This window comes from Peribacillus sp. P4_C12, assembly GCF_056402095.1.
In genome coordinates, this window is sequence record NZ_JBFUIB010000059.1 from 1 (window position 1) to 23,323 (window position 23,323).

Annotated in this window: 26 protein-coding genes; 18 read left to right on the top strand and 8 right to left on the bottom strand. The window is 37.1% G+C overall.

Annotation, left to right across the window (positions count from 1 at the left end; all coding sequences use genetic code 11):
* Together AC1DUW_RS11185 and AC1DUW_RS11190 are read left to right on the top strand one after the other, a co-directional pair.
* The coding region (locus AC1DUW_RS11185; protein WP_477642543.1) for an ABC transporter permease at positions 1–881 on the top strand (881 nt) is incomplete at its 5' end.
* A gap of 280 nt (positions 882–1,161) precedes the next feature.
* The gene (locus AC1DUW_RS11190; RefSeq protein WP_053344925.1) at positions 1,162–1,866 is read left to right on the top strand and encodes an EcsC family protein; all 705 of its coding nucleotides are present in this window, start codon (positions 1,162–1,164) and stop codon (positions 1,864–1,866) included.
* A gap of 44 nt (positions 1,867–1,910) precedes the next feature.
* Here the strand turns inward: AC1DUW_RS11190 and AC1DUW_RS11195 are convergent, their stop codons facing one another.
* Positions 1,911–3,107: a M20 family metallopeptidase gene (locus AC1DUW_RS11195; RefSeq protein ID WP_053344926.1), complete on the bottom strand. Its 1,197-nt coding sequence runs from the start codon at positions 3,105–3,107 to the stop codon at positions 1,911–1,913.
* A gap of 93 nt (positions 3,108–3,200) precedes the next feature.
* Between AC1DUW_RS11195 and AC1DUW_RS11200 the strand changes: the two genes are divergently transcribed.
* The gene (locus AC1DUW_RS11200) at positions 3,201–3,653 is read left to right on the top strand and encodes a phosphatase PAP2 family protein (protein WP_477642544.1); all 453 of its coding nucleotides are present in this window, start codon (positions 3,201–3,203) and stop codon (positions 3,651–3,653) included.
* Positions 3,650–3,823, top strand: a complete 174-nt coding sequence (locus AC1DUW_RS11205; protein ID WP_477642545.1) for a phosphatase PAP2 family protein — start codon at positions 3,650–3,652, stop codon at positions 3,821–3,823. Before AC1DUW_RS11200 ends, AC1DUW_RS11205 begins: the two co-directional genes overlap by 4 nt.
* A 234-nt stretch (positions 3,824–4,057) precedes the next feature.
* Here the strand turns inward: AC1DUW_RS11205 and AC1DUW_RS11210 are convergent, their stop codons facing one another.
* Positions 4,058–4,573, bottom strand: a complete 516-nt coding sequence (locus AC1DUW_RS11210; RefSeq protein WP_053344928.1) for an antibiotic biosynthesis monooxygenase family protein — start codon at positions 4,571–4,573, stop codon at positions 4,058–4,060.
* Between the two features lie 294 nt (positions 4,574–4,867).
* Here AC1DUW_RS11210 and hemE point away from each other — a divergent pair, with 294 nt between their 5' ends.
* The 4 genes from hemE to AC1DUW_RS11230 all read left to right on the top strand — a co-directional run bounded on the left by hemE (position 4,868) and on the right by AC1DUW_RS11230 (position 7,944).
* Positions 4,868–5,911, top strand: coding sequence for a uroporphyrinogen decarboxylase (hemE, locus tag AC1DUW_RS11215; RefSeq protein ID WP_053344929.1), 1,044 nt, complete (start codon positions 4,868–4,870; stop codon positions 5,909–5,911).
* Between the two features lie 144 nt (positions 5,912–6,055).
* Positions 6,056–6,991 (top strand): ferrochelatase, encoded by a 936-nt coding sequence (gene hemH / locus AC1DUW_RS11220; protein ID WP_477642546.1) that lies wholly within the window; start codon positions 6,056–6,058, stop codon positions 6,989–6,991.
* Between the two features lie 20 nt (positions 6,992–7,011).
* Positions 7,012–7,146 carry a hypothetical protein gene (locus tag AC1DUW_RS11225; protein ID WP_477642547.1) on the top strand — a complete coding sequence of 45 codons (135 nt, stop codon included), beginning with the start codon at positions 7,012–7,014 and terminating at the stop codon, positions 7,144–7,146.
* Positions 7,147–7,368: 222 nt separating this feature from the next.
* Positions 7,369–7,944, top strand: a complete 576-nt coding sequence (locus tag AC1DUW_RS11230) for a TetR/AcrR family transcriptional regulator (protein ID WP_053344931.1) — start codon at positions 7,369–7,371, stop codon at positions 7,942–7,944.
* A 181-nt stretch (positions 7,945–8,125) separates the two neighbouring features.
* Here AC1DUW_RS11230 and yhfH read toward each other — a convergent pair whose 3' ends face one another.
* Positions 8,126–8,254 (bottom strand): protein YhfH, encoded by a 129-nt coding sequence (gene yhfH, locus AC1DUW_RS11235; RefSeq protein WP_083450670.1) that lies wholly within the window; start codon positions 8,252–8,254, stop codon positions 8,126–8,128.
* A gap of 172 nt (positions 8,255–8,426) precedes the next feature.
* Here yhfH and AC1DUW_RS11240 point away from each other — a divergent pair, with 172 nt between their 5' ends.
* From AC1DUW_RS11240 to AC1DUW_RS11255, 4 genes are all read left to right on the top strand, one after another.
* Positions 8,427–9,161 carry an MBL fold metallo-hydrolase gene (locus tag AC1DUW_RS11240; RefSeq protein ID WP_053344932.1) on the top strand — a complete coding sequence of 245 codons (735 nt, stop codon included), beginning with the start codon at positions 8,427–8,429 and terminating at the stop codon, positions 9,159–9,161.
* 45 nt (positions 9,162–9,206) lie between these two features.
* Entirely contained in the window at positions 9,207–10,196 is a 990-nt protein-coding gene (locus tag AC1DUW_RS11245) for a lipoate--protein ligase (RefSeq protein ID WP_053344933.1), read from the top strand.
* Positions 10,197–10,375: 179 nt separating this feature from the next.
* Positions 10,376–11,920, top strand: a complete 1,545-nt coding sequence (locus AC1DUW_RS11250) for a fatty acid--CoA ligase family protein (RefSeq protein ID WP_477642548.1) — start codon at positions 10,376–10,378, stop codon at positions 11,918–11,920.
* A 176-nt stretch (positions 11,921–12,096) separates the two neighbouring features.
* A complete protein-coding gene (locus AC1DUW_RS11255) occupies positions 12,097–12,624 on the top strand; it encodes an HD domain-containing protein (RefSeq protein WP_053344935.1) in 528 nt (175 codons plus the stop codon).
* Between the two features lie 92 nt (positions 12,625–12,716).
* Here AC1DUW_RS11255 and AC1DUW_RS11260 read toward each other — a convergent pair whose 3' ends face one another.
* The gene (locus AC1DUW_RS11260) at positions 12,717–13,304 is read right to left on the bottom strand and encodes an SCO family protein (RefSeq protein WP_053344936.1); all 588 of its coding nucleotides are present in this window, start codon (positions 13,302–13,304) and stop codon (positions 12,717–12,719) included.
* Positions 13,305–13,509: 205 nt separating this feature from the next.
* Here AC1DUW_RS11260 and AC1DUW_RS11265 point away from each other — a divergent pair, with 205 nt between their 5' ends.
* Both AC1DUW_RS11265 and AC1DUW_RS11270 read left to right on the top strand, forming a co-directional pair.
* On the top strand, positions 13,510–14,775 hold the full coding sequence (locus AC1DUW_RS11265) for a M48 family metallopeptidase (RefSeq protein WP_053344937.1): 1,266 nt from the start codon (positions 13,510–13,512) through the stop codon (positions 14,773–14,775).
* A gap of 154 nt (positions 14,776–14,929) precedes the next feature.
* Entirely contained in the window at positions 14,930–15,739 is an 810-nt protein-coding gene (locus AC1DUW_RS11270; RefSeq protein ID WP_053344938.1) for a YitT family protein, read from the top strand.
* A 58-nt stretch (positions 15,740–15,797) separates the two neighbouring features.
* Here the strand turns inward: AC1DUW_RS11270 and AC1DUW_RS11275 are convergent, their stop codons facing one another.
* Complete coding sequence (locus tag AC1DUW_RS11275) at positions 15,798–16,034, bottom strand: IDEAL domain-containing protein (protein WP_053344939.1); 237 nt, start codon at positions 16,032–16,034, stop codon at positions 15,798–15,800.
* Positions 16,035–16,395: 361 nt separating this feature from the next.
* On the opposite strand from AC1DUW_RS11275, the gene AC1DUW_RS11280 reads away from it, so the two are divergent.
* On the top strand, positions 16,396–16,959 hold the full coding sequence (locus AC1DUW_RS11280) for a competence protein ComK (protein ID WP_053344940.1): 564 nt from the start codon (positions 16,396–16,398) through the stop codon (positions 16,957–16,959).
* A gap of 173 nt (positions 16,960–17,132) precedes the next feature.
* On the opposite strand, the gene AC1DUW_RS11285 is transcribed toward AC1DUW_RS11280, so the two are convergent.
* From AC1DUW_RS11285 to AC1DUW_RS11295, 3 genes are all read right to left on the bottom strand, one after another.
* Positions 17,133–17,351, bottom strand: a complete 219-nt coding sequence (locus AC1DUW_RS11285) for a DUF3006 domain-containing protein (RefSeq protein WP_053344941.1) — start codon at positions 17,349–17,351, stop codon at positions 17,133–17,135.
* A complete protein-coding gene (locus AC1DUW_RS11290; RefSeq protein ID WP_053344942.1) occupies positions 17,352–18,191 on the bottom strand; it encodes a ComEC/Rec2 family competence protein in 840 nt (279 codons plus the stop codon).
* A gap of 1,362 nt (positions 18,192–19,553) precedes the next feature.
* Positions 19,554–19,904, bottom strand: a complete 351-nt coding sequence (locus AC1DUW_RS11295; protein WP_053344943.1) for a YhjD family protein — start codon at positions 19,902–19,904, stop codon at positions 19,554–19,556.
* A gap of 292 nt (positions 19,905–20,196) precedes the next feature.
* On the opposite strand from AC1DUW_RS11295, the gene AC1DUW_RS11300 reads away from it, so the two are divergent.
* From AC1DUW_RS11300 to AC1DUW_RS11310, 3 genes are all read left to right on the top strand, one after another.
* Positions 20,197–20,811, top strand: a complete 615-nt coding sequence (locus tag AC1DUW_RS11300; RefSeq protein WP_053344944.1) for a TVP38/TMEM64 family protein — start codon at positions 20,197–20,199, stop codon at positions 20,809–20,811.
* Positions 20,812–20,849: 38 nt separating this feature from the next.
* Positions 20,850–21,413 carry a signal peptidase I gene (lepB, locus tag AC1DUW_RS11305; RefSeq protein ID WP_053344945.1) on the top strand — a complete coding sequence of 188 codons (564 nt, stop codon included), beginning with the start codon at positions 20,850–20,852 and terminating at the stop codon, positions 21,411–21,413.
* 187 nt (positions 21,414–21,600) lie between these two features.
* Positions 21,601–23,323, top strand: a 1,723-nt coding sequence (locus AC1DUW_RS11310) for a helicase-exonuclease AddAB subunit AddB (RefSeq protein ID WP_477642549.1), incomplete at its 3' end; no start/stop codon positions are given.

The window sequence follows — 23,323 nt, forward strand, 5'->3', positions numbered from 1 at the left end:
GCTTTATCCTGCTGATTGTCTTTACTGCATTTATACCGATGTATGCGAAGGTTACGGGTGCAAGCGGTGCAGACTTTGGGGTCATTCTTGTTGTTTTGTTGATAATTAAATATTTAAATTTAATTATGCGTTGGCAAGTGTTGAAATATCAGGATGCATCAGYGAGCCATTGGGACTCCTATATCCGATTTTTACTTAATGGAGTGCTGCTCTATTTTGTTTGCTCAAAAGCCAATATTCTATTTGTACTTATAACCATCATATTATTGGTAGGACTATATAGGTATTACCGTAGTGCAACTAGGGGCTTTGTACTGAAGTGGGAGCGGCTTGTTGATCTTGAAAATAAAAGAATGACTTCCTTTTACAAGATCGCGAATATGTTTACTGATGTTCCTCATTTGAGAGGGAAGGTTGCAAGAAGGAAATGGATGGACTGGCTGTTAGACTTCATACCGTATGGTAAGAAATCAACGTATAATTATCTTTATGCCCGAACATTACTGCGTTCCAATGATTATGTTGGACTTTGCCTGCGATTAACGGTAATTGGCTCAGTTGTTTTGGCTGTTTTTACAAACATATGGGCACATTTGATTGTCTCCTTTATTTTCCTATTTATGACAGCTCTCCAACTTCTGCCGGTTTGGAAGGCACATGAATGGAAAGTATGGGTGTCACTGTATCCTTTGCCAGCAAAAATGAGAGAAGTCGCAGTAATAAAGCTTATTTCTTATTTCCTATTATTTGAGGACCTTGTCTTCAGTATAGCCCTGCTTATAAAAGGGGAATGGATGTCTGCTTTAGCTGCTTTGGCGATGGGGCTTGTTTTCCTGTTGGGCTTTAAAAATTATGCAATAAAGAAAATTAAAAACTTTTAAAGATGAAGCTGATTTTTCAAAAGAAAAATCAGCTTCATCTTTTAAAAAGGCTCTGTTAAACGATAGTAAGTTTTTCTTTCACAATCGTGGCAGAAATGTTGAAGTACAACATAAAATTACTCTGAACGGGTGCTTTAGTTCCTTAAGGTATTTCCAAAAAGACCGGTAACGGCCCTTTTTAATTTAAAATCAACATGTTTGTTTAACTGAGCCTTTAAAAAAGAAAATTGAAACTAAAAGCCATTTCAGGAGTATATACATAAATAGTGGGGGTGGGGAAATGAATGCATACGAACAAACGGCACTTTCTGAACTTGTTTCATGGAAAAAGAAAATTGCTAAGAAATCGGGCATGCTTGAGCGCATGTCCAAAAAGGCTCAAATAAAAGTGAACAGTTATATTCCAAACCGAGTGCATAAAGTAATTGCTGATAGCATTAAAAGTATGGTAGATGCCGTATTATCAGGGTCTAAATATATGTCAAAAGAAAAAAATGTGATGCTGCTATCTTTACAACAAAAGGAAGAATGGGTTGCGGAAACTATAGCGGCCTATCGAAAAACAGCTGTTATTGAAGGTGTTGGAACAGGAGCAGCCGGTCTTTTAATAGGGTTGGCTGATTTTCCTCTCCTTTTAAGCATTAAGATGAAGTTATTATTTGAAATATCACGTTTGTATGGTTTTGACCCAAACAAGTATGAGGAACGCCTTTTTATTCTTCATATTTTTCAGCTGGCTTTTTCAAGCGAGGAAAAAAAGATGGAAACATTACGGTTTATAGAAGAATGGGATTCAGAGAATGTGCACGAAATCAACTGGCAGGAATTTCAACAGGAATATCGCGATCACATAGATGTAATCAAAATGTTTCAGCTGGTACCAGGATTTGGGGCTGCTGTTGGTGCGTATGCTAATCATCATTTGCTTGAACACCTTGGCGAAACAGCAATTAATTGTTACCGAGTTAGACTTCTAACTAAATAAAGGGACGGGGATAACCCGTCCCTATCTTTATTTGTAATAAATATTCATTCACCCTGAGTAGATGAATATTTATTATGATATGTAACCGCTGCAGTGCCTAATGTCTTGGCGGCAATGAGCATCGCCTTTTCATCGATGTCAAACAAAGGATGGTGATGAGGATAGGTATGTACATCATTTTTGGGTTTGGCTCCTGTAAAGAAGAATGTACCTCTCACTTTTTGTAAATAATAAGAAAAATCTTCTCCTGTCATATCTGGGTCAATTTCCTCTGCAACTAGAACTTCTTTGACCGATTTGGTGCATTCGATAAGAAATTTTGTTTCCTCATTATGGGGGATAACAGCTGGATAACCTTGAAAATATTTATAGTCATAGGTGCAATCGGCAGCTAAACAAGTTCCTTTGACAACCCGCTCTATTTCTTCGCTTATAAATGAGCGGAGGTCTTCCTTGAAAGTGCGGACGGTCCCCACAATTTTAGCTTTATCTGCAATGACGTTAAAGGCATTATCGGCCACGAAGGAACCAATGGTGATAACTGCAGAATCTAATGGGTTAAGACGCCGACTTACGATTTGTTGTAATGCGACCACTAGCTGTGAACCTACAACAATCGCATCACGGGTTTTGTGTGGTTGGGCTCCGTGTCCTCCTTGCCCTTGAATCAGGATTTCGAATCGATCAGCAGCAGCCATTATTGGCCCTAAAGTGTATTGAACCGTTCCTGTAGGAGCCGTAGCCCATAAATGGGTGCCAAAAATTACATCCACGCCATCAAGGCAGCCAGCATCAATCATTGGTTTAGCGCCCCCTGGAGCATATTCTTCCGCATGCTGATGAATAAAAATATACTGACCTTCGAGCTCATCTTTCAGTTCATGAAGGTTTTTTGCAAGGACTAGAAGAGTCGCCGTATGGCCATCGTGACCGCATGCATGCATGACCCCTGGAACAGTAGACCTATAGGATACTTCTTTTTCATCTTGAATAGGTAAGGCATCGAAATCAGCGCGCAATGCCACTGTTTTACCAGGTTTACTGCCGGTAATCTTTGCAACTACGCCATTACCTCCCACATTTGATTGACAGTCGATACCTAGATTTTGATAATAATCAGAAATAAAGGCTGCAGTTTTGGTTTCTTGAAAAGAAAGCTCTGGATGTTGATGAAGATATCGCCTAATGGAAACCATTTCTTCATAAGACCCTTCTAAAAGAGCGTGTAATTGGTGTATCATTATGCACCTCCTAAATGATTGTTAATTGTAAATAGTATATCATAATCTGAATAATCAAAAGTATTATAAAACCACTCCGAGGAGAGTTATATCATGATTAAATATGCAAGGATTACCGTAATTTTGCTTTGCATGATCATATTCATTTTTTTGATGAATGAAGTTCAAAATGGGAAGGTTCTAGCGTTTGATGAATTTATTTTGGACCATTTAACCGTGGTGGAGAATACATATTTGTTTACATTTTTTAAATCGATTACATATTTCGGCAGTTCAATATTTATTGGCTTTGGAAGTTTACTTTTTATCCTTTATTTATGGATGAAAAAGAAGGATTATTTGGCTATAGCCGTTTTCTCGATTGGAGTGGCTGGAGGGGACTTGTTGAAGCGAGGGATAAAAAACCTTATTCAAAGAGAAAGACCGGAAAATCATTTGGTCAAGGCAGCTGGCTTCAGTTTTCCAAGTGGCCACTCCATGGTGGGCCTTATTTTTTTCAGTATGATTGCTTACTTTATAATAAAAGAAGTCAAATCGAAAACGTGAAATGGGGAGTAGGAATTAGTTTCATTCTTCTAGTACTCGTCATAGGAATCAGCAGGATTGCCCTGAAAGTACATTTTCCCACGGATGTCCTAGCTGGTTTTGTGCTTGGTGTTGGATATAGTTTAACGTGTCTGTGTTTGTATCAGTGGCTGGAACGGAGAGTAATATGAAACATTGATATACAGGTGCGATATTTGTAACTAACAAAATCATTTCCCCGGAAATAAAGAAGAAATTTGTCGTATTTCATAGGAATTAATACACTCAAATCCTCATGTCAGTATCATTTTGGAAGACCGCAAGCAGCAAATCCAAATCTAACAATTCGGATTTGAAAGATAAAAAGGCCCATCCTCTTAAGGATGGGCATTTTGTTTTTGATGCGGGGTTGCGACAAGAATACCTTATTCTTCAGAATCCTTCATCAAAGTATATTGCGTCACATACGCTTCCCCCGAGAACATCTTCTGGCTGGAATTCGTTACAGGAGGCTTAGAATCGCCATTATGCGCTTTTTCAAAAGAACTAGATTTTTTCCAATTCAAAAAGTCCGCTTGCTTTTCCCATATAGTTAAGATGACATAAGTTTCTGAATTGGTTGGTCGCAGGACACGAAGGGCGACAAATCCAGGTTCTTTTTCAATGAAGCCTGCTCTGTTTTTAAAACGGTGTTCAAATACCGGACGTCCTTCTTCACTGACAGGGATATTGTTCATAACCACATATCCATGATCTTGAAGGTCACCCTTTCCATCCACTACTTCAAATTTACGTGGTGAGCTAAAAATTGTTTTTCCTGGTGTTTCATGCAAAAGCACTGCAGTTTCAGAATTTTGCATAAGTAATATTTTTTCATTCGGGTGCTTATCTTTTTTGATTTTTAAAAAATCGTATGTGCCTGATGTAATGAACACATTCATATAGATCCCCTCCAAACACTAATAGTAGGTGTATACCCATTTTACCCAATCAATAGTGTTTTTACCATTTCTAATCAAATATAAATCTTCATGTCCAATTCAAATAGCTTTGGAAATTAGTCTGAGAAAATCCTAAAAACGTCGATTTTCTGACAAATAATTAGCTTGGCTATACTTCTATTATAGAAAAAGCTATAGTTTAAGGAGATTCAATTTGAAATTCAACTTCCATCTGATATTCTATGTAAGTATGAATAAAAAAATAGAACGTGACTGCTTGAAAGGTGGATATTAATGTCTAAGGAAATTACGAATGATACATTTTTAAAAGCTGCGAGAGGTGAGAAAACGGATCATGTGCCTGTTTGGTATATGCGTCAAGCCGGCCGTTCACAGCCAGAATACCGTAAATTGAAAGAAAAGTACTCCCTTTTTGAAATTACTCACCAGCCGGAATTATGCGCCTATGTGACAAGATTGCCTGTGGAGCAATATGATGTAGATGCCGCGATTTTATATAAAGATATTATGACACCGCTACCAGCCATAGGAGTGGATGTAGAAATTAAGTCAGGAATCGGTCCAGTCATATCTAATCCAATTCAATCGGTGAAAGATGTTGAAAAATTAGGAGAATTAAATCCTGAGGAAGACATCCCATACGTGTTGGACACCATCAAATTATTAACTACAGAGCAATTGACTGTACCTTTGATTGGTTTTTCAGGTGCTCCATTTACGATTGCTTCTTATATGATAGAGGGCGGTCCTTCCAAAAACTACAATAAGACGAAAGCTTTTATGTATTCTGAGCCGGTAGCTTGGTTTGCTTTGATGGACAAGTTAGCAGATATGATTATCATCTATGTAAAGGCACAAATTAAAGCGGGTGTTAAAGCCATTCAAATCTTTGATTCATGGGTTGGGGCGTTAAATGTTGAAGATTATCGGGTGTTCATCAAGCCGATCATGAATCGCATTTTTGCCTCCTTACGTGAAGAAAATGTACCTTTAATTATGTTTGGTGTTGGTGCAAGTCACTTGGCATTGGAGTGGAATGATCTGCCGATTGATGTGGTGGGATTGGATTGGAGACTTCCTATCTCGGAAGCAAGAAAGATGGGTATACAGAAAACAGTTCAAGGTAACCTTGATCCTGCCCTCCTTTTATCATCTTGGGATGTAATAGAAGAGCGGACGAAACAAATCCTTGACCAAGGTATGCAGCAGGATGGCTACATCTTCAATCTTGGACATGGGGTGTTCCCATCCGTGAATCCGGAAACTTTGAAGAAATTGACCGCTTTCATTCATGATTACTCATCAAATAAGAAGTAAACCTGAGCGAACTGTTTGCTAAAAAACCTTATGTGGATGCACAATTTAAAAGAACGGAATTTTTAAAAGAGGTGTAAATACATGTCAAGAAAAAAAATGGGCCTTTTAGTCATGGCTTATGGTTTTTAAAAGAKGTGTAAATACATGTCAAGAAAAAAAATGGGCCTTTTAGTCATGGCTTATGGTACTCCGTACACAGAAGAGGATATTGAAAGATATTATACACATATTCGTCATGGAAGAAGACCTAGTGAAGAATTGATTGCCGATCTTAAAGGTAGATATGAAGCGATTGGTGGTTTGTCTCCCCTTGCAAAAATCACAGCAGGACAAGCAGAAGCGCTTGAAAAACAATTAAATTCAATTCAGGAAGAGATTGAATTTAAGGCATACTTAGGGCTTAAACATATCGAACCATTTGTTGAAGACGCTGTTAAACAAATGCATGATGATGGGATCTCGGAAGCGGTCAGTATCGTATTGGCACCGCATTTTTCAACTTTCAGTGTGAAGTMTTACAATGGACGTGCGCAGGATGAAGCAGCTAAATTGGGTGGTCTGACCATTACTTCTGTTGAAAGCTGGTATGATGAGCCAAAATTCATTCAATATTGGGTGGACCAACTAAAAGAGACAATTGGAAAAATGACTTCGGAAGAACGCGATAATTATGCTTTGGTTGTTTCTGCACATAGCCTTCCGGAAAAGATTTTACAATTAGGAGATCCATATCCAAAGCAACTTGAAGAAACGGCGAATCTAATCGCTGAAGGCGCAGGGGTTTCCAATTATGCAGTAGGCTGGCAAAGTGCCGGACAAACRCCTGAACCGTGGTTAGGACCGGATGTGCAGGATTTGACTAGAGATCTCTATAAAGAAAAAGGATATAAGGCCTTCATTTATATTCCTGTTGGTTTTGTATCCGAGCATCTTGAAGTTCTTTATGATAATGATTATGAATGTAAAGTTGTTACAGATGAAATTGGAGCCGGTTACTACCGACCTGATATGCCAAATGTAAAACCAGCATTTATCGACGCCTTGTCTACAATTATAATAAACAAATTACAGGAGAAATAATTTTCAAAATAGGGCGATGAATGGTGAATCATACAATGAAAACGATTGTCATAATCGGAGGAGGAATAACTGGTCTTGCAGCTGAGTATTCCTTGCAGGTAGTACATATGACAGGTTCAGTTTGCCGTACTGCATTGATCAATCTGAGGCCGTAGTCGATAAAGTCGTTGAGTTCATTTAACAAAATAACATCTTCATTTCTAATAAGGTGGCTGTCCAGTAACGAGGATAGCCACTGTTTCTATATACGTTGAAGATGAATACTGTGTATGTTCTGTAAGTTTGTAAAAAATTAATTGAAAAAACAGAAAGATTTTGGTAAGATATTATTGAACTTATTGACTATTCTGTTCGTTTGGTCGGAATTGAGGTGGAAAATGTCTGTTGATCGTAAAAAATTAATTTTAGAAGCCGCGACCAAGTCTTTTTCCCTTTTTGGATACAAGGCAACGACAATGGATCAAGTGGCTAAAATTGCCAATGTCGGAAAAGGAACCATTTATACCTTTTATAAAAATAAAGAAGAGCTTTTTAAAGAAATTGTTCAGCGGATGATAGAGGAAATGAAATATGAGGCTGAACAATCCCTGGATGATCAATTCTCCTTTTTTGAAAACCTTCATCGAGCTGTTTATCGTATTTTGGAGTTTAGACAGGAACATCAATTATCTTTAAAACTTCTTCAGGAAGAACGGGAAATTGGCACACCGGCTGTTCAGGAAATGGTTAATGAAATGGAAGAAGCTATTGTTTCTTATATTAAAGAAAAACTTAATTCAGCGATTGATAAAGGCTATATTCAGCCTTGTGATCCAGAAATAACAGCTTTCCTCATGTTAAAAATGTACCTTGCCCTTATTTTCGATTGGGAGAGGAATCATGAACCATTAGGAAAAGAAGAAATTGCTGAGCTATTCAAAATATATTTATTTAAAGGATTATCTGTTACTTGATAATTCTATTTTTTTGCTTATATGACCTGAAACAGCACATTCAAATTGAAGGAAATATAAAAAGACGATCCAATTAATTGGATCGTCTTTTTATATTTGGGGATAGGTCCAGCTGCGAAACTGGAACTTTATATGGGATCATCCTGCTAATTGGGAAGCGGATGGTGAAACACGTAAACTATTACTTTACAGAAAGGCAATGATCACAGTGGTTTCCATAACATTCGTGCTGTTCTTCAATCTTTTTTCCGCATTCCTTGCATTGTTTAGGAGGCAGGTTTTTAAAGAACTCAACGCTACTTTGAATCATGAACATCATCTCCTGAATTTTTTTATTAATTTCTTTTCTATAGTATTCATTGTATTATAACAGAATCAATGTGTCAATGTATGTTTTATAACATAGGTAAAAAAGATGAAAATAGGGGAAGAATAGTTTATATTAATGGGAAGTCATTGAGAGAAAAAAGGAGTGCCTAAGCATGAAAATCACCGTAATTGGTTGTTGGGGCGGATATCCAGCTAAAAATGAGGCAAGTTCTGGCTATTTGCTTGAATATGAAGATTTTCGCATTCTGCTTGATTGCGGTAGCGGTGTTCTATCACAGCTACAAAATCATATGAAGCCGGAGGAACTCGGTGCGGTAGTATTATCCCACTATCATCCGGATCACGTAGCGGATGTAGGTGTCCTGCAACACGCTGCGCTAATTCAGCAAATACTGGGCAGCGAAAAAAGGACTATTCCTATTTATGGCCATGATTTAGATGCTGCCGAATTTGAAAAGTTAACCTATAAAGATATAACAAAGGGGATTGCCTACTCTGCTGATGAGCCTTTAACCATCGGTCCATGCAAATTTACTTTTATGAAAACAAAACATCCAGTTCCATGCTTTGCAATGAGAATAGAGGCTGAAAATCATTCGATTGTATACACAGGGGACAGCTCTTATATGGATGAGTTGGCTGATTTCGCCAAGGATGCAAATGTTTTATTATGTGAAAGCAACTTTTACAGCAATATGGACGGCTCAAATGCCGGCCATATGACAGCTAGGGAAGCGGGCATACTTGCTGATAAGGCAGACGTCCAGCTTTTACTCTTAACTCATCTTCCACATTATGGTGATCTGAATCAACTGAAAAAAGAAGCATCAGAGGTTTTCAAACGGGAAATTGCAGTAGCGAAAAGCAATCTCGAATTTCAACTATAAATGAATCATCAGGGGTATGAATGAAGTCGACAAGGGGGAACAACGGTGCTTTTTATTGATAACAAAGGAATCACAGATCCACAGATTAATCTGGCTATTGAAGAGTATGCACTCAAACACTTAAATATAGATGAAACCTATCTTTTATTCTATATTAATCGTCCTTCAATCATCATAGGGAGAAATCAAAATACGATTGAAGAAATTAATGCCGATTATGTTGAAGATAACGGTATTACTGTTGTCAGACGTCTTTCCGGGGGTGGAGCGGTTTATCATGATTTAGGAAATCTCAATTTCAGTTTCATCACGAAAGATGATGGGGATAGCTTCCATAACTTCAAGAAATTCACTCAACCTGTGGTAGAAACGCTTGAAAAACTAGGAATTCATGCTGAATTAAGTGGACGTAATGATATTCTTGCTGAAGGAAAGAAAATCTCTGGCAACGCGATGTTTTCAACGAAGGGCAGGATGTTCAGTCATGGGACATTGTTGTTTCAATCAGAAATGGACCATATTGTTTCCGCTTTAAAAGTGAAAAAAGATAAAATTGAGTCAAAAGGGATTAAATCGATTAGAAGCCGTGTCGGTAATATCGTTGATTTTCTAAAAAAACCGATGACTGTTGAGGAATTCCGTTCTTTCCTTCTGAAAAATATTTTTAAAGATAGTGGAGAAGTTACGGAGTATGTTTTAACAGAAGAAGATTGGGATAAGATTCATAAAATCTCAGAGGAAAGATATCAAAACTGGGAGTGGAACTACGGAAAATCACCTAAATTCAACTTGCAAAACTCACATAGGTTCCCGGTTGGATCGGTTGATATCCGTCTTGAAGTGAATAGGGGAATCATTGAGAACTGTAAAATTTACGGTGACTTCTTTGGAGTTGGCGAAGTTATTGACATAGAACAAAAGCTTACTGGAACTCGTTATGAAAAAGAATCTATCAGCTCGGTATTAGATGAAATAGATGTTCGACATTATTTTGGCAATGTAACAAAAGATGAGATATTAGCTTTAATATATTAATTTTGAAAAGCCGTCCGAGCCTATAAGGACGGCTTTTGTGTCTAATAATGACATTAATTGCTTGAATTTGGATAAAAATGTTGCTGTAATCATTTACTTTTAATATAATAAAACTGTATTTAGTTTGAGCTAAAAATGAATGATTATTCATTCATGCTTTTTACAGGGGAGGGAGAACGATGAATTTATCTGAACAGCTTCATCAAACGGCTTTAAGAAAGGCTGATAAGCCAGCTTATTATTTTATGGATCAATCCACTTCATATGGAGAATTGGATGAAGCCGTAACAAAGTTTGCAGACGAACTACATAAGCTTGGTGTTTCAACTGGTGATAATGTTGCGTTGGTTTTAGGCAATTCTCCACATTTTATTATTTCGTTGTATGGGGCTTTACGAGCAGGGGCGACCGTAATACCAGTAAATCCAATTTACACACCTGATGAAATTGGGTACATCCTGAATAATGGCGATGTAAAGGTCGTTGTAGCTTTAGATAAGCTTTTACCCTTATTAGAGAATATGAACCCCATTCTTTCAAGTGTTGAACAATATGTAATTTGTGAAACGCAACTGGCTAATGGGGATATAAGTAAACTGAATATTTACCCTAAAATGAAATCGTTTACAGAGATGCTGAAAAAGGGGGATGTCCACTTTTTAGGACCGAGACTGGATCCTGAAGATACGGCAATCATTCTATATACTTCTGGGACCACTGGAAAGCCAAAAGGTGCCATGCTCTCACATACAAATATTTACTCCAATGCACATGATGTCGGCGAATATTTAAAAATCACGGAAAATGACCGTGTTGTTACTACACTGCCAATGTTTCATGTTTTCAGTTTAACAGTCGTTGTGAATGCTCCATTGTTGAGTGGGGGTACACTTTTAATTGTCCCGCAATTCAGTCCAAAGGAAATATTCAGGCTAATCAAAAAATTTAATGCGACTGTTTTTGCTGGCGTACCAACAATGTATAATTTCCTTTTCCAATATCAAGATGGTAAAGAAGAAGATTTGAATTCGTTACGAATATGTATTTCAGGTGGGTCTGCCATGCCAGTTTCGCTGCTGGAATCCTTTGAACAGAAATTTAATATTATTGTTTCAGAAGGTTACGGCTTGTCTGAAGCATCACCTGTCACATGCTTTAATCCTTTGGATCGTCCAAGGAAGGCCGGATCAATCGGAACATCAATCCTTCATGTTGAAAACAAAGTTGTAAATGAGCTTGATGAAGAAGTGCCTGTCAATGGAGTGGGCGAATTGATTGTCAGAGGTCCGAATGTAATGAAAGGGTATTACAAAATGCCGGAAGAGTCGGCTGCTGTTTTAAAAAACGGCTGGCTTTATACTGGTGACCTAGCCCGGATGGATGAAGAAGGCTACTTTTTTATTGTAGATCGTAAAAAGGAATTAATCATTGTCGGTGGTTATAATGTCTATCCGCGTGAAGTCGAAGAGGTTTTATACGCCCATCCTGAAGTGATTGAAGCCGCAGCGATTGGCGTGCCGGATCCTAATCAAGGTGAAGTAGTTCATTGCTTCGTGGTGAAAAAAAATAATGCATTGACCGAGGAAGAATTACTTGCTTATTGTTTAGAACATTTAGCTAAATATAAGGTTCCAACAAAAATTGAGTTCTTAGATCAACTTCCAAAAAATACGACAGGAAAAATTTTACGTCGTTCCTTGAAAACTCATGTAACTCAAAACTAAATATGATTTGTATCTAAGGAGATTATTGCCTTTCACATGCAATAGTCTCCTTTTTGTACAAGCAAAGTGTATCGCCATGCATAAAGTATATAGTGGGGAGCTTAAAGTCTTGATTCTTGTTTCAAAAAGAGTTATGATTGTCATTAAAAATTTCACTACATGTAAGGAGGGGTAAGATGAGAGATGTAGAGCTTTTAGATATTTTTACACATCCTATTGCTCAAAAATACTTGAACAGATCAGGCCTTGCACACGCGATTGCCGTTGCCTATCATGCGTTTCACCTAGCAAACGAATATAACGTAGATCCTGATATTGCTGCCAAAGCTGGTCTTTTGCATGATATGGGTCATTTCACCTGGTACCGCAATGGAAAATGGGATTATGATTTGTACAAACAAAATGATATCCATCCTATTAAAGGTGCAGAAAGAGCTCATAAACTGTTAATCCGGCTTGGAGAAAATCCGGTTAAAGCCAAGACTATTTCCCTCGCCATTTTATTTCACACCGATTCATTTTTACCTTCAAATGATATTATTCGAACACCGCTTCAGCAGGTCGTCAAATGGGCCGACGAAAAAGATGAAGAAGAAGGTGGAAAACACCATTATCGCAAAATTGATTTCCAGCGTGCAAAGGAAAGCATAATCCAACTAGACAAACTCATTGATGAGGAACAAAGAAAAAGGCTATCATCCTGAAAATATACGGTGATAGCTTTTTTTGTGATTAAAAACAGGAGTTCTATATGGAGTATGAAAGGGTTACTACTCAAGAGGGTCCTTTTTTGCAATTAATCGACTTCTTTCAAAATGGCTTTATACACTGCCTCTTTATCGAAATCAAATTCACCCATTCCAAAAACTTTGACGACACGATTTTCAACATCGAGTAAATAGGTTGCGGTAGTATGGACAAATTCGCCGGTTCCTGAATCTCGAAAAAGAAAATCAAATTGGTCAGTTAGCTTTTTGGTATCTTCAGGTGAACCTCGTAATATCTCCCAGCCATCCGTTTTATTTACTTCAAATGTATTTGCATACGCATCTATTTTTTTAGCTGAATCCTTTTCCGGATTAAAAGTGATAGTTAAAAACTCCACTTTACTTCCAAAAATATTTTTCTTAACTAATTGATCTCGAATATTTTGCATTTGAAATGTGGTATTTGGACATAAATCTGGACAATCAATATACATAAACTCCAATAGCCGGACTTTAGGTTCTAATTCAGAGAAGCTGAATGTTTCACCCTCTTGTGTTTTCATCACTATATCATCTGGAAAATACATTTTTGACTGACGATATTCTGTAAAATAAAAGATACCTGATCCAATGCCCATCACTAATAAAATTGTAAAAATAATATAAATTTTTTTCATCTTTGTTTGTCACCCCAAGTCTTTATAATTATCTATCTTCACTATACAGGACTGAATTCTAAACAATGGAATGAAAACGGGCGAAATGATGAAGATTATTTGAACATTTATTGTCATTATATGATATGGAGACAGAAATACGGTTCTAACATGTCCATTTTGGATTAAACTATAAGAGGTAGGTTAGATTTAAAGGAGGGTCGTAATGGTTAGGAAATGGGCAGGAAGAGCGGTTCTTTTATATATACTTTTCGTAGCAGTGATGTATTGGTATATTTTCTATGGGGCAGATACCTCTATTCCCCAAGCATTACGTGGTACTGCAGCAGATCCTGCAACATTTCTGAATGCAAGGGAACTAAAGCTTAGCGAAGAGTATTCAGGGTTGCGGAATTTTCTTTTTTTCGTTTCGACTCCATATGAATGGCTATTGTATTTTTTTGTTTTATTATTTGGGTTTTCAAAAGCATTTGAAAAATCGGCTTTGGGGACCTCTAAATGGAAAGTGATCCAAACAGGTATTTATTTATTTTGGCTTTCGTTGGTTTCTTATCTAGCGCTGTTTCCAATCAGTTTCATTGGTTACAGGATGAGTAAAAGTTACCATATCAGTACCCAGAGTTTCTCTTCGTGGATGAAGGATGAAGTCATCGATTTCTGGGTGAACTTTGGGATGATGTTCATCATCGTTTCAGTTTTATATTGGTTAATGAAGAAAAGTGTGAAGAAGTGGTGGCTTTACGCTTGGTTGTTGTCGATTCCATTTTCATTGTTCCTGATGTTTTTACAGCCTGTATTGATTGATCCGCTGTATAATGAATTTTATCCACTGAAAAATAAAGAATTAGAAACGGAAATATTGGCACTTGCCGCACAGGCCGAAATTCCGGCGGAACATGTATATGAAGTAAATATGGCAGAAAAGACAAATGCCCTGAATGCATATGTAACTGGTATAGGTTCGAACTCAAGAATTGTTCTTTGGGATACGATCTTGAACAAACTAGAGGAAGATGAAATACTTTTTATCATGGCACATGAAATGGCTCATTATGTTGAAAAACATATATATATTGGTATAGCAGGTTATTTAGGAATGACTTTAGTTGGTTTGTGGCTGACATCGAAAATCATGAATTACTTTATTAGACGTTGGGGCAACATGTTAAAAATACATTCGATTGATAGCATCTCTTCACTTCCATTATTTCTCTTAATTACGGGTGTATTACTGTTTGCCTCCAGTCCGCTGTCCAATTATGTTTCCAGATATCAAGAAACAAGGGCTGACCGTTATGCTATTGAAATGACTGGTGATAAAGAATCGGCAATCACAACGTTCCAGGAACTCACGAGGGCGGGGTTGAGTCAGGTGAATCCCCCATTACTAGTTAAATGGCTGCGTTATTCCCATCCAACGATGCTTGAGCGGATTTCTACTGTTGAAAACGATGATACAAAGGATTATTGAAAGCCAGCTGAAAATCAGCTGGCTTTTTTACTTGCCTTATTTCGGGGGAAGTGGAAGTTTGTAGTTTGTTTTCAGAAAAAACTTTTAATTTATAAATCTTAGGTTCTCTACTATAATAAATTAAATTCCCAGTTGGTTTATAAGGAGATCAGTTATGTATAATGTACTTTTCATCATTATAGGCTCAGTGCTTGTTGCATTAGCCTACAATCTATTTTTGATTCCTCATTTAATTTTGAGCAGCGGACTTAGTGGGCTTGCGATTATGTTAGGAATCATTACCCCAGTTAACACAGGGATATTGAATTTCCTGTTAAATCTGCCACTGTTGATTCTGGGATATATAAAATTAGGAAGACGTTTTATCACATATACGATATTATCAGTTGTCGTAATATCTGTCAGTTTGTATATCATTCCGATTCATGGAGTGTCCACTGAACCAATTCTGTCTTCTTTATTTGGAGGAATCATTTCGGGGGTTGGTATCGGTATCATCTTCCGTGCTTCAGGATCTTCCGGCGGATTTGATATCATTGCAATGCTTTTGGCTAAGAAAAGCGATTTTCCACTTGGTTCATTACTATCGGTGATGAATGCAGTTGTGGTTGTTATCTCAGGGTTCATCTTTGGTTGGGATGCCGCATTATATACATTGATTTCAATATATGCAGCAGGAAAAGTGATCGATACAATTCATTCTAATCACATTAAATTAACATTAATGATTGTTACGAAACAGAGTGACGAATTGAAAGAGAAGCTTCTTACCAACTTATATCGGGGAATTACTGTCATGGATGGTGAAGGTGCATACTCCGGAGAAAAGAGTAAAGTAATGATGACCGTCATTACTCGTTATCAATTAACCGATGTAAAAGCTATGATAAAAGAAGTGGATCCGAATGCTTTTGTAAATATAACTGAAACAGCCGAGGTCATGGGGATGTTTCATAAAGAATGATAAAGAAATAGAAAAGCCTCCCGACATTTGGGGAGGCTTTTTGATTATTTAGCTATTTTTAATTTCCAAACTGTTTTAGCAAAATGTTCATTTCAGAACTTAGTTTTAGGAATAAAGGTTTGTCTTTCGTATCTAACGCTTCATCAATTTGTTTCGCAAGGATATTCTTTTTGGTATTAAGGACGGATTCTAGAATAATCATATCAATTAACAATTCCTGAACTACAGCATCGTTTTTCATTTCGCTCATTGATAAGGACTTCACTGACTCTGAATAAGATTTTTCATTTTTCAAAGTAACCACCCCTGACCCTTTTTATTAGTATATGGATTTAAGCGGATAAAATCAACAGAAAATTTTAAATATTTGGATGTTAAAAGGGAATGTGTCGTTTAGATGACGAAATGACCACGTTTGAAAAGAATTTTTAATTTTTTGTGAACTTGCTTATAACCTATTCTAATTGTGCTATTATAGTGAGGAATTTAACACATATAAACTAACTGTCCTATATTCTATAGCCATTTGAGGTATTAGGGAGGGGCAGGGTAAAAGGTTTGATCGAAATCTTAGCTGTTTTCTCAGTAGAGGGAAAATAATAACCAAATGCTGAAAGTTACACTTTTAATAGCAGTAAGGAAGAGGTGGTTGTAAGTTGAAGGAAAGTTGTCAGGGAATTATCGAAGAATATGAAATCACTCCCTATACTTTAATGGTTATGCCAATCAATTATGGAAGTAAAATATACGCCCAAATCGTTGAATTGGAGGACGAGTTCATTTCCCCATTCAAACCTTTGGAAATTGTCAAGAAAAGCTGTGAGTACTTTGGATCAAGTTATGAGGGCCGAAAGGATGGAACGAAGCAGCTTATAAATATCACTCATAAAGCGCCGATTGCGATTGATCCAACTAGTTCAATTTTCTTCTTTCCGACTACATCTCCCTTACGTCCTCAATGCATCTGGTTATCTCATGAGCATGTGGTATCCTATGATCGCTTAGATTCAAAACATACAAAGGTTACATTCCGAAATAAACAAACCATCGATATAGAAGTATCATGCAGTTCTTTTGAAAACCAGCTGCATCGGACATCTTTTTTAAAAACTAAACTAATCCAAAGGATTGAGGAAACAAAGAGAAAGTCTTTCTATTTGTTCACCGATGCAAATGGGGGAAAAGCTTCAGAGATGATGTCAAAGTATAATCCACGCTAGAGCACAAAGGGTAGTATATTTGGTAAAGGTGCCGTGAAGTATATCTTAATGGTATGTTAGAGATTCATACTTTCATACAATCATACATATCAGAAGATAATAAATACTTGCTCTAGCAAAATGGATTAGTGTACAACAACTAAAGCCCTTCTCATTTGAGAAGGGCTCCAGAATTAATCTTCAAATAACTCATCCATTAAATCGTCAATTTCTTTTCTTAATTTTTCAGTGCCTTCTTTGGAAATGGTGATGTTATCACCATCGATAATCAGCATATCTCCTACTTTGGCTCCCTTAGGAAGAGAACTTTTAGGAAAATCCTTCAAATCTCCTCCATCGATTTCAACGACAGCAATCTTTCCTTCGAAGCGATCAATAATTCCTTGTACCATTTATTTCACCGTCTTTACAGTAATTTTCTGACCTGTAGAAGTAAAAATAATGTTACCTGATTTATCTGTACGATATGTTTTAGCTTTAACCGAATTTAATCGTTTTACAACTGTAGAAGTAGGGTGCCCATATCCATTTTTCCCTACACTGATTACTGCGTATTTCGGTTTTGTTTTCTTAATAAAAGCAGAGCTTGATGATGTTTTTGCGCCATGATGGCCAACTTTAAGCACATCCACACTAGGTACTAGATTTTTAGCCAGCATATCTTTTTCAGACTTCTCTTCAGCGTCACCAGTAAACAAGAATGTCTTTTTGTCGTGTTTAAGTAAAAGAACAGCACTCCAGTTATTTAAATCAGACTTAGCATAGTCTTTAACAGGTGCAATGAATTTTAATGAAATATTCTTTGCCTTCGTTGTAATTTCTACGCCAGTCGTCGCTTTTTTTATTGTAAGTTTCTTCTTCTTAACAGCCATTAAAAAGTCTTTGTATGCTTGCGTAGTGTGAGAAACTTTAGGTGCATACACAGATTTTACATTAAGCGATTTAATCACATAAGCTAATCCACCTACATGATCAGCGTCTGGATGAGTTGAAACTACGGCATTAAGAGTTTTTACCTTCTGTTTTTTTAGGTAGGCAACAACCTCGTCGCCCTTGCCTTTACCGCCACCATCGATTAAAACGTTTTCGTTACCGGTTTGAATAAGGATTGAATCTCCTTGTCCAACGCTGATAAAGTGTACCTTCACATTTGATGCTGCCTCAGTTGTTTTGATTCCTGTAAATAAAGATAAAACAAGAACAGCTACTAGTAGAATATTAATTTTTTTCATTTTTTCGCCTCCAAGTATAAATTTATCATGTGTGATGAGGAAAATGGGGATTTAGGCATAATATTTTTGGAACAAGCACCTCATTAAGTAATATGAAAAGAAATTGTAAGTAACGAAATAAAGCAAGTTAATAAAATTCCAGTTAAATAATCCTGGGTATTTACGATTAATCGTGTTTGAATCCCTGGCCTGTCAATTGAAATCCATATCAGAAATTCTTTCATTTTCAAATTATTATTAAATAAGAAAAACCATGCAAATAAAACATTTGCATGGTTTTTTATTAGAAATAAGGGGATAGGAGAAACTTTTCACGATCAAACAAAGGGGTATAAGTTTGTTAGTGATTCCCTTCATAATTAATAATATAATAGGTAACCTCTATGTTTCAACTATTATGTTCAATATTTCACAAAGTTTTCACAAAGGTTTTTTACACATAATGATAGTGTTTAAGAGATTCTATTGATTTGCCGTTTTATTCATTCCCATTATATAAATAGCCCGTAATAATGACCAAGTTAAATATAAAATAATAGATAATATATCCATTTGTTCCTAATATATACTTATAACATTCTTTGTAAAAATGTCGAGTTAACCCTAAAATGATATTATTGAAAAAAGGTATATAAAATGTATAAGGCGGGGTTATCTTTATATTGGGGTGATTTAACTGACAATTAATTATGAGCATACGAGCCCTACCTAATATTCGTTGCGATCTGTGTCCTCGAAAATGTTTGCCTTAATCAGTAAGCGACTAAATAACGGGTGTTACTCCAACCTTTGCTTAGGAGCAGGTAAATAATGTTGATTTAAAAAATCTCAAAACTAAAATGGTGAAGGATATTCAGTATGCTCTTGATTACATAGGTTATGCCTTAATCGAGAAGTAATATTTCATAGCACCTGTTATCTATTAAAGCTAGGAGAAAATATAGATGTTGTTCAAAAAGTGATGGAAGGTGAATACGAGAGATTGAAATAGTTGGGAATGTTACTAGTGTTTTGATAAAGAAAGATACAACAGTTCTTCAACACTTTTATATTTTTGATAAGCCAAATGAAAAGGATATGGAATTCGAGAATAAGAATTTATGAAAATATGGAAAAATAAAATTCCAGATAGATACAAAGAAAGAGAGGATTGAATTATATAGATTAGGATTGAGAGGTGGAATAGCCAAAGGTTAAAGGGTAAGTTGATAAAACTGAGATAGTGGTCTTATCAACTTTATTTTTGGTTATACTTCCATATTCCTTAAAGGCAGTGAAAGAAATTATCTATCATTCCCTTTATAGTTTTAGGAGGACGTCTGAACTAAGCTAATTCCGCTAAATTTTCTTGGGGCGGTGACTTCATTCGAAAAAGTAATTACACAATAAGTCTTCGGTTTTGTTGCGAAGGCGGGGATTGAAATAATTATGATGTTCCTCGTATCCTTTATATAAAAAACAATACATCGTAAAGGATTCATCGCGTTTAATTTCACTTACCTTAATATTCTCCTTACGCAAATAGCGCCGCACCTCGGCAAGCTCTTCCTGAACGGCTTTTAAAACAAGTTCCACTAGTTCTGAATAGGGCCTTTTTAATTTAAACGGACTTATTTCGATGACCTTGAGATCCCGGTTTAAGACTGTAATCACCATAGGAAGGTAGATGGCTTTTTCAATCATATTTCGGTCATCCTCTGGAATGCGGGTCATCATGACCGCTCCTTTCTAAAAAAGCAGGTTTTCATATTAATATGTATGCTTCATACAAACGAGAACATACGTTCTTTAATCCATCTTAATGGATTATCAGCTGATATGCAAGCGGTTTGTTGAAATGATGAAATTTTTGTTAATAAGATTATGTTTTCCTGAGATAGGGAAAGTATGATTATATATGGTTAATAATTCTTGCAATTTCAGAGGAAAGTGATATATCTAAAATAGAACAGCTTTTTAATAAGTTTATGCTGCTTTAATAGTCGGCATGTCGAGGGAGATAATTATGGACTTGGATACTATACGTGAGTGGTTTACACTTGATAATATATCGGCACTTATTCAGCAATATCGCTCATTCGGTCCAATCCCGGGAATTTTGCTACCGATGCTGGAAGCTTTTTTGCCCTTTTTACCCTTAGTTGTGTTTGTACTCGCTAATGCAACGGCTTTTGGTCTCTGGTGGGGTTTTTTATTTTCTTGGATTGGGGCGGTAGCGGGAGCTTTTCTGATCTTTTTAGTTATTAGAAGATATGGTCAAATGAGGCTTTTTCGACTTTTGCAGAAACATAAACAGGTGCAAAGGCTAATGGTTTGGGTAGAAAATCATGGATTCGGACCTCTGTTTATACTGCTCTGCTTCCCTTTTACACCATCAGCTATTGTGAACATAGTGGCGGGGCTTTCAAAGGTCAGCCCGTTGCAATATGGACTAGCTGTCATAGGAGGGAAAGCAGTGATGATCTTTACGATTAGCTTCGTAGGGTATGATCTKGTATCCCTTATTCATAAGCCTGTGCGTACAATCATCATAGGTATTGTCATTTTTATCCTATGGTATGTAGGAAAAAGACTGGAGGTCCGGATAAATAGAAGCATGAAGAGAGAAGAAGGGAAATAAGTATTAGAATATAAATGCAGCAGTAGGGGTTGAAATAGATGGAAAAAACAAACAGAAATTCTTTATCCGACTGGGTAAAAGCAGCCATGATTGCTTTTGTTATTTACATCTTAATCCGTACATTTTTCTTTTCAAGCTATGATGTTGAAGGGGAGTCGATGCAGCCGACACTTGAAGAAGGTAACAAACTTGTAGTGAATAAAATTAATTATCAAATCAGGGATATCAACCGATTTGACATAATTGTTTTTCATGCGAATTCACACGAAGATTATGTTAAACGAGTTATAGGGATTGCAGGTGACCGCATTCGTTACAAGGATGATTGGCTTTATGTAAATGGTGAGAAAGTGAATGAGCCTTATCTTGAGAAGTTTAAGGAGGGGTTCCCGGGGCAGAACTTTACGGGTGATTTTACATTAAAAGAAATCACTGATACGACCACTGTCCCAGATGGCAAGCTGTTTGTCATGGGGGATAATCGTCTTGAAAGTGCGGACAGCCGCCACTTTGGTTACATACCAGTTGAAAATGTAGTTGGTAAAGTTGATGTGCGATATTGGCCAATCAAAGAATTTAATTTGCAGTTTAAAGGTGAATGATTGCGGAAGCCCGAAATTATTGAGGGCTTTTTCTTTTGATTAAAACACGAACGTACGATTGGTATTATTAAGGAAACGGTAAAATAATAGGAAACAAATCGAAACTGGAAACAGAAACCATGTCAAAAAGACGGCAGTATTTCTGGTATGATAGGTCTAGATATTATGTTGTATAAGGGGGAAAAAGATGTCACTACGTTTTTTACTAGGAAGATCGGGTGCAGGGAAAACTTCGAATGTTTTGGACGAAATTCGCTCCAGATTGGATAAGGACCCCGAAGGCAATCCAATAATTTACCTCGTTCCTGATCAGATGACGTTTCTATCGGAATATAAATTAATTAAAACGCCAGGCCTCGCTGGAATGATACGGACACAGGTATTCAGTTTTAGTAGGCTAGCTTGGCGCGTTCTGCAGGAAACTGGCGGAATGAGCCGTCTTCATTTGGACAGTGTTGGCGTTAATATGTTGATACGAAAGATTATGGATGATAAAAAAGAAGATTTGAAAATGTTTCGCCGATCTGCTGATAAGCAGGGATTCATTGCTCAAATGGAACAAATACTGGCTGAATTCAAGCAATATTCCATCCAACCGGATGACATTCAAAACTATTTGACCGAAACATCACCGGGAGGCAATGGAATTCAGGATAAACTACATGACCTTGAACTGGTTTATCAGGCTTTTGAGGATGAAATGATTGGAAAATATTTAGATTCTGAAGACTATTTTACTTTACTTATAGAAAAAATGTCAGAGTCTTCATATATAAGAGACTCGGATATTTACATCGATGGTTTTTACAGCTTGACACCACAGGAATTATTGATTGTAGAAGAAATGATGAAGCTGTGCAAGAGTGTAACAATTGCGTTGACATTAGATCAGCCCTACAGACAATATGCGCCTGATGATCTGCAGCTTTTCAGGCAAACAGGGAATCTGTATCATCAGCTTTATCAAGCGGGATTAAGGGCTGGAATTCCAATAGCAGAAGATCGCATTCTAAACGGTACAGCAAGGTTTGGTGGGAGTCCGGGGCTGAATCATCTGGAAACCTATTTTGCCCAACGTCCTGCGCGAATTTTTGAGAACCCCTCTGAAGTAACGATTGCTCAGGCAGTTAACCGCAGGGCTGAAATTGAAGGGGTCGCCCGGAACATCTTGACACTTGTCAGACAAAAACAGCACCGCTTTCGGGATATTGCGATTTTAGTTCGCAATGGAGAAGCATACGAAGATATTTTACAAACAGTTTTTCGGGATTATAAAATTCCACTGTTCGTGGATTCTAAACGAACTATGCTCAATCATCCCCTGATTGAACTGATTCGATCGACATTGGAGATCATAAATGGCTATTGGCGTTATGAACCTGTATTTCGGGCAATCAAAACGGAGCTACTATTCCCGCTTCAAAAAAGCCACGACCGAATGCGTGAGCAGGTAGATAAGCTTGAAARTTATGTGCTTGCTCGTGGGATTAAAGGAGGTAAGTGGACTTCTAAAGACCGATGGACCTACCGCCGCTTCCGTGGACTGGAGCTCGAAGACCGAGCCCAAACGGATAAGGAAATGAAGCTTGAGCAGGAACTGAATGAGCTGAAGCAATTATTTACTGAGCCCATTTTGAAGCTCTCAAAACGAGTGAAAAAGTCTCAAAATGGTAGAGAAATATGCGAAGCCCTTTATCTATATCTTGAAGAATTACATGTACCGGAAAAATTGGAAAAGCTAAAGCTGGAGGCCGAAGAAGCAGGAGATTTGGTTTCAGCTAGAGAGCATGAACAATCGTGGAATGCAGTCGTCGACCTGTTAGATCAATTCGTCGAGCTGTTAAGCGAAGAAGAGCTTTCTATGAAACAGTTTGCGGTAATCATTGAAGCAGGTCTGGAGTCCCTTGAAT

Bases quoted from the DNA above. Each gene is read 5' to 3' on its own strand.
- AC1DUW_RS11250 (WP_477642548.1), top strand. From the start codon at position 10,376: ATGAATTTATCTGAACAGCTTCATCAAACGGCTTTAAGAAAGGCTGAT.
- AC1DUW_RS11210 (WP_053344928.1), bottom strand. From the start codon at position 4,573: ATGAATGTGTTCATTACATCAGGCACATACGATTTTTTAAAAATCAAA.
- AC1DUW_RS11285 (WP_053344941.1), bottom strand. From the start codon at position 17,351: ATGGTACAAGGAATTATTGATCGCTTCGAAGGAAAGATTGCTGTCGTT.
- AC1DUW_RS11255 (WP_053344935.1), top strand. From the start codon at position 12,097: ATGAGAGATGTAGAGCTTTTAGATATTTTTACACATCCTATTGCTCAA.
- AC1DUW_RS11225 (WP_477642547.1), top strand. From the start codon at position 7,012: ATGGTGAATCATACAATGAAAACGATTGTCATAATCGGAGGAGGAATA.
- AC1DUW_RS11290 (WP_053344942.1), bottom strand. From the start codon at position 18,191: ATGAAAAAAATTAATATTCTACTAGTAGCTGTTCTTGTTTTATCTTTA.
- AC1DUW_RS11295 (WP_053344943.1), bottom strand. From the start codon at position 19,904: ATGACCCGCATTCCAGAGGATGACCGAAATATGATTGAAAAAGCCATC.
- AC1DUW_RS11230 (WP_053344931.1), top strand. From the start codon at position 7,369: ATGTCTGTTGATCGTAAAAAATTAATTTTAGAAGCCGCGACCAAGTCT.
- AC1DUW_RS11260 (WP_053344936.1), bottom strand. From the start codon at position 13,304: ATGAAAAAAATTTATATTATTTTTACAATTTTATTAGTGATGGGCATT.
- AC1DUW_RS11200 (WP_477642544.1), top strand. From the start codon at position 3,201: ATGATTAAATATGCAAGGATTACCGTAATTTTGCTTTGCATGATCATA.
- AC1DUW_RS11270 (WP_053344938.1), top strand. From the start codon at position 14,930: ATGTATAATGTACTTTTCATCATTATAGGCTCAGTGCTTGTTGCATTA.
- AC1DUW_RS11195 (WP_053344926.1), bottom strand. From the start codon at position 3,107: ATGATACACCAATTACACGCTCTTTTAGAAGGGTCTTATGAAGAAATG.
- AC1DUW_RS11190 (WP_053344925.1), top strand. From the start codon at position 1,162: ATGAATGCATACGAACAAACGGCACTTTCTGAACTTGTTTCATGGAAA.
- AC1DUW_RS11265 (WP_053344937.1), top strand. From the start codon at position 13,510: ATGGTTAGGAAATGGGCAGGAAGAGCGGTTCTTTTATATATACTTTTC.
- yhfH (WP_083450670.1), bottom strand. From the start codon at position 8,254: ATGATTCAAAGTAGCGTTGAGTTCTTTAAAAACCTGCCTCCTAAACAA.
- hemE (WP_053344929.1), top strand. From the start codon at position 4,868: ATGTCTAAGGAAATTACGAATGATACATTTTTAAAAGCTGCGAGAGGT.
- AC1DUW_RS11240 (WP_053344932.1), top strand. From the start codon at position 8,427: ATGAAAATCACCGTAATTGGTTGTTGGGGCGGATATCCAGCTAAAAAT.
- lepB (WP_053344945.1), top strand. From the start codon at position 20,850: ATGGAAAAAACAAACAGAAATTCTTTATCCGACTGGGTAAAAGCAGCC.